The following is a 14,760-nucleotide window of genomic DNA, read 5'->3' as shown; positions in this document are numbered from 1 at the left end:
GGCGCTACCCTCTCGGCCGGAAAGTAAGCGCCGCCAGGTAGCCAAAAACCACTGCCGCGGTAATACCCGCCGCCGCCGCGGTCACTCCGCCGCTGAATACGCCCAGCAACCCGTGCTGTTTAACCCCGTTCAACGCTCCTTGGGCCAGCAGGTGGCCAAAACCGGTCAAGGGAACAGTCGCCCCCGCCCCGGCCAGATTCACTAAAGGCTGGTACAGGCCGATAGCGCTGATGATCGCGCCCGCGCTGACAAAAGTCACCAGCACATGGGCAGGCGTGAACTTATAGCTGGTCAAATCCATCAGCAACTGTCCGATTACGCAGAGCGCGCCCCCGATCACAAAAGCCCAAAAAAATTGCATCTCGCAAGCCTCCTATCTCATTTCGATTACAACGGCATGCCCGATCCCCGGCACAGTTTCCCCTTGCTGAACACTGCACGGACTCAACAGCGCGCCGGTGCCGATGCCAAGCAGGCGTTTATATTTCCCCGTTTTGAGGCTTTCCATAAGATAGCCGCAGGTGACTACCGCCGAACAGCCGCAGCCGCTTCCCCCGGCGTGGACATCCTGCGCGGCGCTGTAAATTAAAATGCCGCAGTCAGTATACCGATCGGAAATATCATATCCGTCCTGCGTTACCAGCTGTTCAGCAAGCTTCTTGCCGTAAGAGCCAAGGTCGCCGGTGATGATCAGATCGTAATAATCAGGCTGCCGCGCGGTATCCTTTAAATGGCAAGTTATCGTATCCGCCGCCGCCGGCGCCATGGCGGCGCCCATATTCTGCGCATCCCCCTGCCCCAGGTCGACAACCTTGCCGATGGTGGCGTGGGTAATCACCGGCCCGCTTCCTTCCCGGGCCAGCACGGCCGCGCCCGCTCCGGTCACTGTCCATTGAGCGGTCATGGGACGCTGGTTCCCCATTTCGGTGGGATAGCGGTACTGCCTCTCGGCGGTGCTGTAATGGCTGGAAGAACCGACCAGCACTTTTTCGGCAAAACCGCCTTCTATCAGCATGGCTCCCAGCGCCATGCCTTCATACATGGTAGAGCAGGCGCCGTACAATCCCAAGAAAGGTATGCCCAATACTCTCGCGGTGAAATTTGCCGTGATAATTTGATTCAGCAAATCGCCGGCCAGCATATAATCAATATCTTTCACCTGCAAGCCGGCCTTTTCCAGGGCTTTTTGCATAGTCTCCAGCATCATCCGCTGCTCGGCCTTTTCCCAGGTTTTTTCGCCGTAGTAAGTATCATTAACCACCTGGTCGAATGTTTTCCCCAGCGGTCCCTCGCCTTCCAGATATCCGACAATTGACGCAGACGCGATAATGACGGGCGGTTTTTCGAAATAAACGGTTTGCATTCCATTTTTTTTAGGCGCTGCCAAATTCTCACCTCTCAAGAAATACCAATGTTACATGCTTTCATTCCGTCTCTTGATTCCTGGCTCCAGTCTTCTGACTCTTGGCCTCCCTGCTCCCAGGCTCCGTTTTCCAACTTTCGTCTTCCAACTCCTGACTCCTGACTTCTATCTCCTGACTCCTGACTACCTAAAAAAATAATATAGCAGTCCTGCTATCCAGGCTGTAACTATGCCCCACACCAGCACCGGCCCGGCAATAGTGAAAAGCCGTGCCCCGACGCCGAAAACCAGCCCCTCCGCCCGGTACTCCAACGCCGGAGCCACCATTGAATTGGCGAAGCCTGTAATTGGGACAATGCCGCCGGCCCCGCCAAACCTGCTGACTTCGTCGTACAGACCTATACCGGTAAGAAACGCCGCCAGAAAGACCAACGTGGTGGAAGTTGCCGCGCCCGCCTCATTAAAGCTCAACCCCCTGGCCAGGAAAAAGCTGAGAATGAACTGACCTACCAAACAAATCAAACCGCCTACCACAAAAGCCCAAAAAACATTTCTTAGAACCCTGGGCTTCGGCGTGCTTTCTTTAACCATTTCCATGTAGCGTTGTTTTTGTTTGATTAGTGGCATTGAATTATCCGGCATTTTTGTCACCCCGTAATTTATATTTACCAACTCAAATCTTCCTTATACAAAAAAGCTGCTGACTTTCTAGTCAGCAGCCCGGAGATACTGCGATATACCCGCTGTTTTAGTCGGTATGGGCAATTTTCACGTTGGCTTTGTATTCCACCAACTGCCCGTTTTCCACATTGGCAGTAAAATTGACAACTTCCACGCCTACGATGTTCTTCCCGTACCGCGAGGCCTCCGTAATGGCTGACTGCACGGCGCCCTTCCAGCTATCGGGAGATTCACCCACTATTTCAGACACTTTGACGTGCAACCATCATCCCTCCTTTAATTTTTCAAAGCAATTGTATTATACCAGCAATACTATTTTTTATACGTTTGCTCAGCCACTCTTTTCCATCAATTCTTTAAGTTTCTTTAAGGCCTGTCTTTCCAGGCGCGACACCTGCACTTGCGATAATCCCAGTTTTTGCGCGATATCCGACTGAGTTTTATCCTCAAAAAACCGCCAGGCGATAATCTGCCTGTCCCGTTCAGGAAGGTTGTTTAAAAGTTCTTTCATGGATATTCTTTCCAGCCAGGGCGTTTCTCCGTCTTCCTTGCCTTTTAGCTGGTCCAGCAGATAGATCGGATCGCCGTCATCCTGGTGCAGAGTCTCATAAATTGACGTCGGGGCTTGAGCCGCTTCAAGCGCGTTGACGACTTCTTCCCTGGACAACCCCATGTCCGCGGCTATTTCTCCCACTGACGGCTCGCGGCTCAGCTTCGCGGTGAGGATGTCCCTGACTTGCTGGATCTTGTAAGCGATTTCCTTTACCGAACGGCTGACTTTAACCGGATTGTCATCCCTTAAGAATCTTCTGATCTCACCGATAATCATCGGTACGGCATATGTTGAAAATTTAACCTCATAACTGGGGTCAAATTTATCTATCGCTTTAATCAACCCGATGCAACCGATTTGAAAGAGGTCCTCCAGCTCGTAGCCACGGTTCTGAAAACGCTTGACCAGGTTAAATACCAGCTTTAGGTTGCAATTGATCAGCCTGTCCCTGGCGTAACCGTCACCCGCCTTTGCCTTGCCAAGCAACTCTTTCATTTCCTGATCTTTCAGCAACGGAAAGCGGGGCAGGTTCATTTCAACCAGCCTGCCACTCATTTCTTCATCTCCTGCCTATTGCTCCGGGCTTATCCGAGCCACTCCGGAACCAACTCTTTTGTTCATTGTTACCACAGTACCGTGACCAGGAGTTGATTCCACCTTGAAATTATCCATAAACGAATTGATAAATACGAAACCCAGCCCCAAACGTTCAGCGTCGGTGGAAAAAGTAGGCTGCAGAGCATCGTCGATATCTTCAATGCCCTTGCCGTCATCCTCAACCCTGATCTCAACGGTGTCCGCCGTTAACGCGGCGTATATCCTCACCAAGCGGTCCGCGGCATTTTCATAACCGTGGATAATGGAATTCTCTACCGCTTCGGACACCGCTACCTTGATTTCTTCCAGGTCGGACAGAGTACATTCGATTTGCGAAGCAAAAGCGGCGACAGACACGCGGGCAAAAGCCACATTGGCGGGAATGCTTAGAAATTCCAATTTCATTTGATTAATCAAGCGCAAAACAATACCCCCTAACCGATATTCTCCAACGCGGCGGCTTCGCCGGGGAATTCGTCCATAATCCGGAGCAAACCCGATAGTTCCAGGATCCTGCGCACTTGCGGCTGAGGCTCAACAATACAAACCCTGCCGCCTATTCTGCTAACCCGCTTATACCTTCCCAGCAGCACCCCCAAGACCGAACTATCAATAAATGACGCTCCCGCCAGATTTAGAATAATGTTTCTAACCGGTTGATTGTCAAGGGCTTCATCTAAAGTGTTCCGCAAATGATCGGCCACACCCAGGTCAAGATCCCCGCTCAGCCGGGCAATCAATGTATCTTGTATTTGCTCAAGCTCCAAGCGTACAGGCACCACCTTTTCTATAAATTTACGACTTGACGCAAGCCCCCAATTAATATATGCCTTACTGCTAAATCTTACCAAATATATTTTAAAAAGGCAAGGCGTGTCAACAGATAAAAAAGGCCCGGAGTCAATCCGCGCCAAATAGATGCATATTATTTCCGCTATTTATTTTTTTTATATCAGAATACGTGATCGATAACACGTTTCACCTGTTCGAACACGGTTGTTTTCAGAACATCGTCGCCAGCCACCAGATTAACCCGCTTGACCTCCTGGCCGCCTTTGGTAACAACATAAGCTCCCACTACCTGTCCCTTTTGCACGGGAGCGTCCAGGTGGTCCGCCAGTTCAACCCGTGATTCAAAGCCCTTTTCCTCTCCCTTTAGAGCCACTACGCTAACCTTTTCAGCAGTTTGAGCCTCCACCCGGTCCACTTGCCCCTTGCCTACTTTTATAGCGCCCACACTGGCGCCCTGTTCGGCAAAATTTACCGCTTTATACCTGGCGAAACCGTAATCCAGCAGTTTTGTCGACTCCCGGAAATGACTTCCCGGCTCAGACGTGCCCAATACTACGCAGATTATCCGTAAACCGTCCCTTTCGGCCGACGAGGCCAAGCAGTACTTTGCCGCTTCCGTCCAGCCGGTTTTGCCGGCGTCCGCTCCATCGTACCACCATAAGAGCTTGTTCGTATTCCAAAGCTTGAACGCCCCGCCCCTTAATTCCGATTCTTTCATGGAAGTTATCTTCCGGAATAACGGGTACTTCAATCCTTCCTTCAATATGACAGCCATATCATAGGCGCTGGTGTAATGGTTGTCAGCAGTCAGGCCATGACAGTTGACAAAATTGGTGTTCACCAAGCCCAGCTCTTTTGCTTTGTCGTTCATGGCCTGCACAAAAGCCTCTTCACTGCCGGCTATATGCTCCGCGACAGCCACACTGCTGTCATTCGCCGACTGCAAGCCTATTGCCATGAGCATTTCCCAGAGGCTCATTTCCTCACCGGGTTCCAGATAGACCTGCGAACCGCCCATTTCCCACGCGTTTTCACTGGTGACAACTTTATCGTCGAGCTTGAACTTGCCCTGCTCCACTGCTTCCACCGCCAGCAGCAGCGTCATTAGTTTCGTGACACTGGCCATCGGCAACTGCTTATTCAGCTCTTTTTCATAAATAATCTTATTACTCGTAGGCTCCAAAAGCACCGCCGCCACGGCAGTCGTTTCCGGAACGGCAGGCGCGGCAGCCTCCAATTCTGTTTTTTCTACTCCAACGGCTCCGGAAGCCGCTCCCTCAATTTGACCAGCCGGCAGACCGGCAATTAATACAAAGACCATTAAAAGTATCAGGGCTTTTTTCCGCAAGATTACCATTACCCCCATTTCTTTCAAATTATTTTACAAATACGCTTTATTAGCAGGTTACTTTGTATTATGATACTCCGTCTTAAAGTTATACGACTGTGATAAAGCCATTTTTTGCAGATATTAGAACTAAACTCCAGATATTAGAAACTGAACTCACAAAATATTACTTTTACTCGAAAACGAAGTATACGGATATAAAAATTTTCAATTTAATTTTTATTAAAGGTTCGCTAAAGGTTATGGGTTTATGATGGTAAATGTAAGGCAGCTGCTTACAAAAAATTCTTGGAGGTATTACGTTATGAAAAGCAAAATTTTATCAATCATGGAGGCAACAAAAAAGAAAGCGGCCGTTGCTCTTCTTTGCGGAGCGCTTATTACCACAGCAGGCGCCGGGGCGGCTTTAGCGGCAAACCCTGACACTTCCATGCTGTATAAAATTCAAGGCGGTATTGCAAGCTACTCCACGGACGATGGGAAAACCTGGAGTGAAAAAGCTCCCGACGGTGTAACGGTCAGCGAATCCGAAGACAGTAAATTTACTGTCTTTAACGGCCTCCCAACCCTTTCGCCGAAAGATGCTGAGGGGAAAAGCTTGCTGTGCAAAGTGGAAAACGGCCTTAGAAGCTTCTCCACGGACGGCGGCAAAACCTGGAGTAAAAAAGCTCCCGACGGTGTAACGGTCAGCGAATCCGAAGACGGTAAATTTACTGTTTTTAACGGCCTCCCGACTCTTTCGCCGAAAGATGCTGAGGGGAAAAGCTTGCTGTGCAAAGTGGAAAACGGCGTTAGAAGCTTCTCCACGGACGGCGGCAAGACCTGGAGTGAAGAGGTGCCTGAAGGCGCAACAGTGACCGAAGGCGGCAAAGTCAGAATGATGAAGGTTGTTACGTCTGAAAATGCTAACTGATCGGTAATTTTACGGGAACTAATCAGCGCAAAACGACGGATGCTGTCGCTTTGCATAGAATAAACGGAAAAGCATCCACAGCATAGGAGCCGTTATCAGTTCCTATGTTGCGGATGCATCTTATTTTTATATTTTAATTTAATGACGAAGTAGGGATAGAAATGAGGATTTTAATGGTGGAAGATGAGAAGTATATGGCTGAGGCCATCGCTCAAGTCTTAAAGAAGAATCATTACAGCGTTGACTTGGCCTATGATGGAGAATACGGATTGGATTGCGGGAATTCCAATATTTATGATATCATCATCCTTGATATCATGCTTCCCAAAATGGACGGCATAAGCGTACTCAAAGAATTGCGTCGAAACGGCATTGAAACACCTGTTATTCTGTTGACGGCAAGAGGTGAAACCGAGGACAAGGTACGCGGCCTTGACAGCGGCGCTGATGATTATTTGGCAAAACCATTCCACACTGACGAGCTGTTAGCTCGTTTGCGCGCATTGGGGCGCAGAAAAACAGAACTAATCAATGACGGCAAGCTTAAATACGGAGATATTGAGCTGAATCCGCTTACCTTGCTGCTTGGCTGTGGAAACAAGGAGATTATACTGACTCTAAAAGAATCCCAATTACTGGAATTGCTTATAAAAAGAAATAGCACTATTATTTCCAAAGAGATTATTATTGAAAAACTTTGGGGTTTTGATACCAGCGCCGAGGATAACCATGTGGAAACATATATATCCCTTTTAAGAAAGAAATTAACACACTTGGAATCTGATGTTTTCATTCGCACCATACGGGGCGCAGGATATGTCTTACAAACGTTAAAAGGATAGGAAATAGAATGTTCACAAAACTGCGCAACAAATTTCTCATACTGAATATGTCAATTACTTCGGTTGTGATGGTTGCCGCGTTTGCAATCATTTATTTCATTACCTATAACAACATACACTCGGAGAATCTGAAAAAACTGAATTCACTGTCATCCGGCAAGCAAATAACCATACATTCGGAAGAACAAAATAAATTGGACGCATCACCATCTGATAAGCCGATAGCAATAACAGGAGTCGGCTTGCCTGCTGATAAGGAAAAAGAAACCTTCTCCACCCTCGCAAATTTTTCTTTAGGTGATTCTCTTTCATTTAATATTGAAGTAGACGCGGATGGCAGAATTTGGGGAATCAACTCTTTTATTGCTTTGCCTGACGAAGCTTATTATAAAGCTGCCGAGACTGCCTGGAGCGACAAAAAAAACAATTCCACAATAACACTGGAAGGGAAACAATGGCAGTATACTATAACCCCAATACTCATGCATGTTATTATCAGCGGACAACCATATACCTCCATCGAAGGCAAGTATCAGATTACATTTTTAGATGTCACGGAATCAAAAAATACGTTGCTGGCACTGCTGACCACTTTACTTTTAGTGGGCTTAATAATGCTTTTTGTTATTTTTATCATTAGCCTTTACTTTGCCAACCGGGCAATTAAACCGATAGCAGAAACATGGGAAAAACAGAAACAATTTGTTGCTGACGCATCTCACGAATTGAAAACACCGCTTACAATTATCAACGCCAACTATGATGCGCTTTTGGCAAATCAGAATGAAAGCATTAAAAGTCAAATAAAGTGGCTTGATTATATAAGAATCGGCAGTGACAGGATGGCAAAACTTATTAACGACCTTTTATCTTTAGCTAAAATAGAGGATGTAAATTTAAAAGCACAAAAAAGGCCGTTTAATATTAGCAACGCTATTAATGATGTGATATTGTCGATGGAAGCTTTGGTGATAGAAAAAGGCATTAAGCTCCGTCATGCGATAGAGCCAGACATAATTATAAAAGGCGATCCGGAAAGAGTTAAACAAGTTGTCACGATTTTATTTGATAACGCTGTAAAATATACAAATAATAACGGACAAATTGATATATTACTAAAAAAAGCAAAAAACAAAATTATATATTCTATAAAGAACAGTGGAAAAGGAATAGCAAAACAAGATTTGCCAAAAGTTTTTGACAGGTTCTACCGGGCCGATCCCTCCAGAACGCAGGAAACCGGCGGTTATGGTTTAGGGTTGTCAATTGCAAAGACAATTATAGACAGATTGGGCGGCAAAATAAATGTCACAAGTGTGGAAAATGAATGCACGACTTTTACTTTTACACTTGGACTGTAATGTACGAAATAATCATCAGGCTCCCTAGCAGCCTGTCTAAATATTTAACTGATAGCAGGATTAATGGAACAAGATGTCGGAATATACAATATTATGATCAAAGGATATAAACCAATATGTGGAAGATTTAAAATAATTAAATGTCTCTACAATTAACTAATTAAATTTTACCATTACCAGTTTTTTACAGTAAGCCGAAATATCCTGCTCAAGCAGAATACTCCTCAAAAAAATATATGCTATGATAGGTATAATCGGTAGTATTTCCTAACCGGGTATGTGTTAGTTTTCTCCTAAGCTTGTCGTAGGTGTATCGTATTGGATTGTTTTACCATCGGAGTACGGTAAACTTTTGGAGCGTCCGGTCTGGATCTGTCAATATAACCGTCCCCGCGACACCCGTAAAACACTACTCATTATAGGCCTGTGTTTCATATTAGAGTTGAATATTATTCCATTCCTCGTAACCTTTTTCAGTTAATTTAAACCAGTAATCTCTAATTATAAGGCTATCAGCATTGACGATATCAATTATACTACTATTAGGAGGGTATTTTATTTTAATTACTGATTCATTTAGGAGTTCAAGTATTGTTTCTCTTAAAGCTTCATCTGTATGCGATACTCTATAGTATTTTAAGTAATTCTTAATTTGAACTATGCTTTCTGAATCATCAACTAATGCATCAAGTATACTCTGACGCAAATTCATTTGTTTTTCCAATTAATATTCTCCCTTTATTACTACTGTTTTGGATAAGGGCGATAGTGTTGATCAATAATCTCACCATTACGATTTTTCAAAGTATGTTTCCATAATTATGACCATTCCTTTCTGCGAAAGGCACAAAACGGAATGAAACCGTCGGCCCTCACGCGAAGTTTGTTGTACAATATCAGCGAGGATGCCGGCACACTACAGAGCACGTGGAGGGGAGTGGGCCCAGCGTTTCGCTGACCGAATAATTATGTGTGCCGGCCGCTCAGTGAAGCACAAATAAGTGGGACATTGAGCCCGTAAACTTATCTTTGTAAAGACGCTACTCGTTTTTTGTGTGAGCGGTCAGTCCCTGTCGGTATCCTCGTATTCTTTTACGAGGAGGTCGAATATGGCACTCAAAATCGTTTATCCAGTCTGCTGTGGCATCGACGTCCACAAGTCCTTCGTCGTAGCTTGTATCGCGGCAACCGACGACAAGGGCGTTACGACTTACCAACGGCGCCGGTTCTCTACTTTCACCGGTGACCTCCGCCTGCTTGCCCAATGGCTTGCGGAGCACGGATGCCGGGATGTTTGTATGGAGTCTACGGGCAAATACTGGATACCCGTCTACAACATGCTCGAATCCACCTGTAAGGTGGTTCTCGCTCATCCCAAATACGTCAAAGCCATCCGCGGCAAGAAAACCGACACCAAAGATGCCAAATGGATCGCCGATATCTTCAAGCACGATTTGGTCTCCGGCAGCTTTATCCCACCCTTTGCCATCCGGCAACTCCGCGACTTCATGCGCTACCGTGTCAAGTTGACTAGCTTCTCTGTCGGAGAGAAGAACCGCGCTCAAAATTGCCTTACCGTTTCCAATATCAAATTGGATGATGTCTTTTCTGATGTTTTTGGTAAAAGTGCTTCCGCTATTACTGAACAGTTGCTTGCGCATCCCGATGGGGACTTTGACGTTGCTCCGTTTATTCATCGTCGCTGCAAAGCATCACCGGACAAGGTCCAAGCTGCTGTTGACGGCTTGATGTGCTCCGAGCAGGCTGAAAAGCTAAAGATTATCCATTCCCACATGGATAGTCTTTAGCTCTGCAAGGCCAATCTTGAATCTGCCATCCTCTCCCTTGCCGAGCAGTTTCGTTCTCAATTTGAGCTGGTCATGACCGTACCGGGTATCCAACTGTTTTCCTCCATCGCTATTATTTCGGAAATCGGCGTGGATATGTCCGTGTTCCCTACGGCCAAGCACCTTTGCTCTTGGGCGGGACTTACACCGCAAAACAACGAGAGTGCCGGCAAGAAAAAGACTACCCGTATCAGCCGTGCCGGAGCTTACATCAAGCCGCTTTTGGTTCAGTGCGCTCTTACCGTCTGCAATTCAGACAAGCACCCTGAAATCAAAAGTCGTTATCTTGCGCTCAAAAAGCGTCGTGGGCACAAGAAAGCCATCATTGCCATTTGCAGGATGTTGTTGACCGCGATCTACGCCATCCTCAAAAATTCCGAAGCCTACAACCCCAATCTCTATAGAAAGGTGGTGTCCATTCCTGCTACCCGGGCTTTTACCGTTGAGCAGGCCGTCGCTTTTGTTCGACGTCACGGCTTTCTGGTCGTAGATTCCGATGGCGTTATCGCTTCTTAGTCCGATTATATTTTCTTTTTCAATGTACCGTAATTGGATTACGGCACTTTTTTGCGCCCATTATCCGCTTCCGTTAGGTGTTCGTTTCAAACTTTTTCCCCCGTATACTTATTGGTGAATTCTTCTTCGATACTTTCACCACCTCTATTTCTTAACCCTGTTGCAGGTTCACTGGAATATCCTGTCTCTTCCCAGTTTTCAGGGTTATTCTCTATATCTTTGAGTTTATTCCTAAATACTTCCTCTTCAGCCCAATAGCGGTCCCAAGCTTCCTTGGCTTCATTTGCAAGCTCCACAGTAGCTGCCACAGCCGCTGCGCCAACAGCTGCCGCAGCAGCAGTTGCTTCTGGAGCTGCCACTAAACCAACACATACGACAACTCGCCCTGAGGGATCAACATACAGCACCGGGTTATTCCCACAGTAAACATACCTATTCTGCGACAGCGGGTCGTTAAGATTCCCGTTGAACGTATCTTGACTTAAGAACCTGCCGGTTATCGGGTCATAGTATCTTGCACGTAAGTAAATCAGACCGTTTGCATCGTAAGGCTCCCCGGCGAAACGGAACGGGTTGTAAACACTCTCCGAAACCGAACGCGGACTACCGAAAGCATCGTATGTGTAACGGTTGAGGGGGTTGCCGTAAACATCGGTTATTACCGAAATGCTGCCTAGCCCATCCTGGTGGTAATATGCGATACCTGCGGGGTCAATCCTGCTCAGAAGCCTGCCAGCGTAGGTATAATTATTTGTATTTCCCGTATCATCCTTTTCTACGAGCAGGCGCGGTATTCCTGTGTTGATATCGTAAATATAACTATATTCGTCTGAGCCGTAGACTGAACCTGATACGCTCTGACTGAGACGGTTACCGTCGCCGTCGTAGGTGTACTGGATGGTTCGGGTTCCGTCGGAGAAGTTGATCAGCCGGTTTTCGTAGTCGTAATTATAACTGCAATTGTTGTAGGTGGCATCACTGACTGATGTCAGGTTGCCGTTAAGGTCGTAACCATAGGTATTGGCACCTGCTTGGATCAGGCGGTTGGCGTTATCATAGGTATAGGTAACACCGTTCGCGCTTGTTCTGTTGCCTGCCGGATCGTATGTGTAATTCACTGTCTGGTCGTCGGGATATTCTACCCTGGTTAGTTGATAAAGATCTTCATAGGTGTATTGGGTGGTGTTGCCTTGTTCGTCGGTCACGCTCAGCCTGTTACCCACGTTGTCCAGTGTATAGGCCGCCCTGGCGATGGCGCTCTGACCGTAAACGTGCTCCAGCACTGTCAGGCGACCGCTAAGGTCGTAACCGTAGTTTACCATTATGCCATTGGGCAGATTTCCTGAAGCCTGTTGCCTGCTTCGTCGTAGGATATGCTTGCCGAATAGACCGAGTCGGATACCGATACGGGCAGGTTCAGGCTGTTATATGTGTAGCTTACCCGCAGGCCGCCGGGGTAGGTTAACGCTGTTATATTTCCGGCCTGGTCGTATTCGTAGTCTACGGAGTATACGTCTCTTGCTACCGATGTGAGCCGGTTTAAGCTGTCGTAGCTGTAGCCGGTGGTGCCTGCAGGGTCGACCATGGTTGTGCGGTTGCCGTTTGCGTCGTAAGTATAACTTATTCCGGTGTTATTCGGGTAGGTAATGTTCGTCAGGCGGTTGTTGGTGTTGTAGGTATAGTTTATTTCAGATCCGTCCGGCTTAGTCATGGATGACAGGTTACCGGCAGGGTCGTAAGTTCTATGGCTGGTGTTGCCCAGTGGGTCGGTTTCCCGCACCAGTCGGTTCAGCGCGTCGTAGGCGGCGGTAAAAGTCTGATTTTTAGCGTTGTTGACTGTTGTCATGTTGCTGTTATTGTCGTAGGTGTAGCTTGTGGTATGCCCCAGGGCATCGGTTACGGAGGCCAGTCTGTTTAACGGGTCATAGCCGAAGGTTGTGGTCCCACCGTTGGCGTCGGTGCTGTAGACGGCGTTGCCGACACTGTCATACTCGGTCGTGCTGATATGACCGAGTGGGTCGGTCACTGCAACCAGCCTGTTGTTGTCGTCATATGTGTATGTCCAACTGGCGCCGCGGGGGTCGGTGAGGCTAAGTCGATTGCCGGCCAGGTCATATGTGTAAGCGGTTGTGTGGTTTGCCGGGTCGGTTGCCGTGAGCAGCCTGGCGCACTGGTCGTAGGTAAATGTGTCCGTGTTGCCGCGCCGGTCGGTCATGCTGGTTTTGTTGCCGAGTGGATCGTATTCTATAACTTCTGTGTTGCCAAGCGCATCTGTTACATTGGTTATTCGATTCAAAGCGTCATAGGTATAGGTGGTGGTGTGTCCATTCCGGTCTGTTTTGGCAATCTGGTTGCCGTTGCCGTCGAGTGTGTAGGTTTCTGTGCTGCCGCTGGGATCGGTGGTTGATATTAACCGGTTGGGAAAATCGTAATTGTATGTGGTTGTGTGGTTGTTTGCATCTGTTACGGCAACCAGGTTGTTTTCGGCGTCGTAGTTATAGTTTGTCGTCCTGCCCAGGGGTTCTATTCACATGGAACTGCTTTTTACCGTAGAAATCCTATTATGCTACGCAAAATGGGAATGCAATAAATAAAGTGCCTAAGAAGCCCTATCCCACCACGAAATGGTTAGATACTTATTCAACGCCAGTCATCGGATTTGCTGTTACGAGCAACAATTCAAAGTCTATTTTGACATACTGGCGATAGGTTTTCAGGGTTCATCGAAATATTTTGGCCCCGCATCCATTTTTACGGCTGTGGGATTGGTGTTATTTATCTATAACAGCATAACTCATGTTTATATTTGAAAAGGCTACATTGGAAACGGTTATATTGTACCATTAAAACTGGAAGACAATGTTTATTATGATAATAGGTTATATTAGCAGTTTCTTGGTGTCTACTCAGTCTTTCAAAAAGCATGAACCAGGAGATAATTGTTTACCTGTCTCATTGATTTCAATAAACCAACCTTTTTCAAATCGGCCTACTTATCAAAAAATTTAGGTCTTAACTTTTTCAATAAATCTGGCACAGCTACATCTTTATTTTCAGAACGTACATGTTTTTCCCAATAGTTATCATTTATCCGTTCCCAAAAGAAGGTTCCAACATCACCACTGTATACCCATACCCTGTCGTCTTTATCCCATAAGAAGAAAAGGGCATCTCTTGTACGGTAAGCGTCCTCTGACGTATAGATAGCTAATGGTTCAGTAGCACCATTTGAAACATTTGTTATATAAAACCTGTTGTGTCTTACTTTCAATGGTTTCTTCTTTAATATTCAACTGATATTTAGCTGAGGGTGATATAACAGGTTTATTCACAGTTGCTAATCCTGACAAATCGATATCACTATTAGTATCAATCTCTTTTTCAGTGCATCCAGATAACAAGTATATTGTTGCTAATATGATTACAATTACCACGTGTAAAATCATCTTTAATTTCATTATCAAACCTACTTTCTATCGCCTATTATTTTCATCATTATATGGATTCATTTGGCTATTTGACAACCAACCTGATGTATATACCCCATCGCTACTCAATGTAGAGGTATCTGTCCAATAAATCCTTATAACGTAATCCGTTGGTGATGCAAAAGGTATTTTTTCTGCAAATTCACTCTTTGCTACATCAGTGCTGTATTGAAAATTGGGGTCTATTTCATCATTCCACTGGTAAGCAAAATTAATAGTTGAATTACCATATTCATCCTTTGAATATTTCCACTAATTCCAAATCCGCCGACATCATCAGATGTTCCATGTAAGTATTGATAACCAATTATTTGCTCTCCATTTTCAATTTCCTGTTAATGCTACCGCATAATGACCAAAAACAGCTGGTATAAGTTGTCCATGTTTTGACGGATAAAGTGACCAAAAATGAAAAAGTCCGTTAGTCCGCCTGTCATCTTTTTTGAATAATATTTGAGG

The 14,760-nt window shown here is 46.1% G+C and carries 15 protein-coding genes and 1 pseudogene; 4 read left to right on the top strand and 12 right to left on the bottom strand.

Features of this window, described 5'->3' with window-relative positions; genetic code table 11:
- Positions 1-4: 4 nt before the first annotated feature.
- The 8 genes from spoVAE to L9W92_RS12380 form a co-directional block, all read right to left on the bottom strand.
- Entirely contained in the window at positions 5-361 is a 357-nt protein-coding gene (spoVAE, locus tag L9W92_RS12415) for a stage V sporulation protein AE (RefSeq protein WP_240084072.1), read from the bottom strand.
- Between the two features lie 12 nt (positions 362-373).
- Positions 374-1,363 carry a stage V sporulation protein AD gene (spoVAD, locus tag L9W92_RS12410; protein WP_240084071.1) on the bottom strand — a complete coding sequence of 330 codons (990 nt, stop codon included), beginning with the start codon at positions 1,361-1,363 and terminating at the stop codon, positions 374-376.
- Between the two features lie 183 nt (positions 1,364-1,546).
- Entirely contained in the window at positions 1,547-2,005 is a 459-nt protein-coding gene (gene spoVAC, locus L9W92_RS12405) for a stage V sporulation protein AC (protein WP_240084070.1), read from the bottom strand.
- 106 nt (positions 2,006-2,111) lie between these two features.
- Positions 2,112-2,306 (bottom strand): dodecin family protein, encoded by a 195-nt coding sequence (locus L9W92_RS12400; protein ID WP_240084069.1) that lies wholly within the window; start codon positions 2,304-2,306, stop codon positions 2,112-2,114.
- 69 nt (positions 2,307-2,375) lie between these two features.
- On the bottom strand, positions 2,376-3,152 hold the full coding sequence (gene sigF / locus L9W92_RS12395) for an RNA polymerase sporulation sigma factor SigF (protein WP_240084068.1): 777 nt from the start codon (positions 3,150-3,152) through the stop codon (positions 2,376-2,378).
- A gap of 15 nt (positions 3,153-3,167) precedes the next feature.
- Positions 3,168-3,617, bottom strand: coding sequence for an anti-sigma F factor (gene spoIIAB / locus L9W92_RS12390; protein WP_240084067.1), 450 nt, complete (start codon positions 3,615-3,617; stop codon positions 3,168-3,170).
- Positions 3,618-3,628: 11 nt separating this feature from the next.
- Positions 3,629-3,961, bottom strand: a complete 333-nt coding sequence (spoIIAA, locus tag L9W92_RS12385; protein WP_240084066.1) for an anti-sigma F factor antagonist — start codon at positions 3,959-3,961, stop codon at positions 3,629-3,631.
- Between the two features lie 185 nt (positions 3,962-4,146).
- Positions 4,147-5,352, bottom strand: coding sequence for a D-alanyl-D-alanine carboxypeptidase family protein (locus L9W92_RS12380; protein ID WP_240084102.1), 1,206 nt, complete (start codon positions 5,350-5,352; stop codon positions 4,147-4,149).
- A 286-nt stretch (positions 5,353-5,638) separates the two neighbouring features.
- Here L9W92_RS12380 and L9W92_RS12375 point away from each other — a divergent pair, with 286 nt between their 5' ends.
- From L9W92_RS12375 to L9W92_RS12365, 3 genes are all read left to right on the top strand, one after another.
- Complete coding sequence (locus L9W92_RS12375; RefSeq protein ID WP_240084065.1) at positions 5,639-6,247, top strand: sialidase family protein; 609 nt, start codon at positions 5,639-5,641, stop codon at positions 6,245-6,247.
- 161 nt (positions 6,248-6,408) lie between these two features.
- Positions 6,409-7,089 carry a response regulator transcription factor gene (locus tag L9W92_RS12370; RefSeq protein WP_240084064.1) on the top strand — a complete coding sequence of 227 codons (681 nt, stop codon included), beginning with the start codon at positions 6,409-6,411 and terminating at the stop codon, positions 7,087-7,089.
- Between the two features lie 194 nt (positions 7,090-7,283).
- Positions 7,284-8,450, top strand: coding sequence for a sensor histidine kinase (locus L9W92_RS12365; RefSeq protein WP_240084063.1), 1,167 nt, complete (start codon positions 7,284-7,286; stop codon positions 8,448-8,450).
- A 436-nt stretch (positions 8,451-8,886) separates the two neighbouring features.
- Here the strand turns inward: L9W92_RS12365 and L9W92_RS12360 are convergent, their stop codons facing one another.
- Positions 8,887-9,174 (bottom strand): hypothetical protein, encoded by a 288-nt coding sequence (locus tag L9W92_RS12360; protein ID WP_240084062.1) that lies wholly within the window; start codon positions 9,172-9,174, stop codon positions 8,887-8,889.
- Positions 9,175-9,559: 385 nt separating this feature from the next.
- Between L9W92_RS12360 and L9W92_RS12355 the strand changes: the two are divergent.
- A pseudogene (locus L9W92_RS12355) lies at positions 9,560-10,813 on the top strand (IS110 family RNA-guided transposase).
- 86 nt (positions 10,814-10,899) lie between these two features.
- Here the strand turns inward: L9W92_RS12355 and L9W92_RS12350 are convergent.
- The 3 genes from L9W92_RS12350 to L9W92_RS12340 all read right to left on the bottom strand — a co-directional run bounded on the left by L9W92_RS12350 (position 10,900) and on the right by L9W92_RS12340 (position 14,084).
- Complete coding sequence (locus L9W92_RS12350; protein WP_240084061.1) at positions 10,900-12,135, bottom strand: RHS repeat-associated core domain-containing protein; 1,236 nt, start codon at positions 12,133-12,135, stop codon at positions 10,900-10,902.
- Positions 12,135-13,109, bottom strand: a complete 975-nt coding sequence (locus L9W92_RS12345) for an RHS repeat domain-containing protein (RefSeq protein ID WP_240084060.1) — start codon at positions 13,107-13,109, stop codon at positions 12,135-12,137. Before L9W92_RS12345 ends, L9W92_RS12350 begins: the two co-directional genes overlap by 1 nt.
- A 693-nt stretch (positions 13,110-13,802) precedes the next feature.
- Positions 13,803-14,084 carry a hypothetical protein gene (locus tag L9W92_RS12340; RefSeq protein WP_240084059.1) on the bottom strand — a complete coding sequence of 94 codons (282 nt, stop codon included), beginning with the start codon at positions 14,082-14,084 and terminating at the stop codon, positions 13,803-13,805.
- Between the last annotated feature and the right edge of the window lie 676 nt (positions 14,085-14,760).

Source organism: Pelotomaculum terephthalicicum JT, assembly GCF_022410535.1.
In the GTDB taxonomy this organism is placed as follows: Bacteria; Bacillota; Desulfotomaculia; order Desulfotomaculales; family Pelotomaculaceae; genus Pelotomaculum_D; species Pelotomaculum_D terephthalicicum.
The sequence above is the reverse complement of the archived record's forward strand: the minus strand, read 5'-3'. Positions and strand labels throughout refer to the sequence as shown.

Excerpts from the sequence above, each read along its gene's own strand:
- spoVAD (WP_240084071.1), bottom strand. The coding sequence starts at position 1,363 with ATGCAAACCGTTTATTTCGAAAAACCGCCCGTCATTATCGCGTCTGCG.
- sigF (WP_240084068.1), bottom strand. The coding sequence starts at position 3,152 with ATGAGTGGCAGGCTGGTTGAAATGAACCTGCCCCGCTTTCCGTTGCTG.
- spoVAE (WP_240084072.1), bottom strand. The coding sequence starts at position 361 with ATGCAATTTTTTTGGGCTTTTGTGATCGGGGGCGCGCTCTGCGTAATC.
- L9W92_RS12375 (WP_240084065.1), top strand. The coding sequence starts at position 5,639 with ATGAAAAGCAAAATTTTATCAATCATGGAGGCAACAAAAAAGAAAGCG.
- L9W92_RS12370 (WP_240084064.1), top strand. The coding sequence starts at position 6,409 with ATGAGGATTTTAATGGTGGAAGATGAGAAGTATATGGCTGAGGCCATC.
- L9W92_RS12350 (WP_240084061.1), bottom strand. The coding sequence starts at position 12,135 with ATGGTAAACTACGGTTACGACCTTAGCGGTCGCCTGACAGTGCTGGAG.
- spoVAC (WP_240084070.1), bottom strand. The coding sequence starts at position 2,005 with ATGCCGGATAATTCAATGCCACTAATCAAACAAAAACAACGCTACATG.
- L9W92_RS12380 (WP_240084102.1), bottom strand. The coding sequence starts at position 5,352 with ATGGGGGTAATGGTAATCTTGCGGAAAAAAGCCCTGATACTTTTAATG.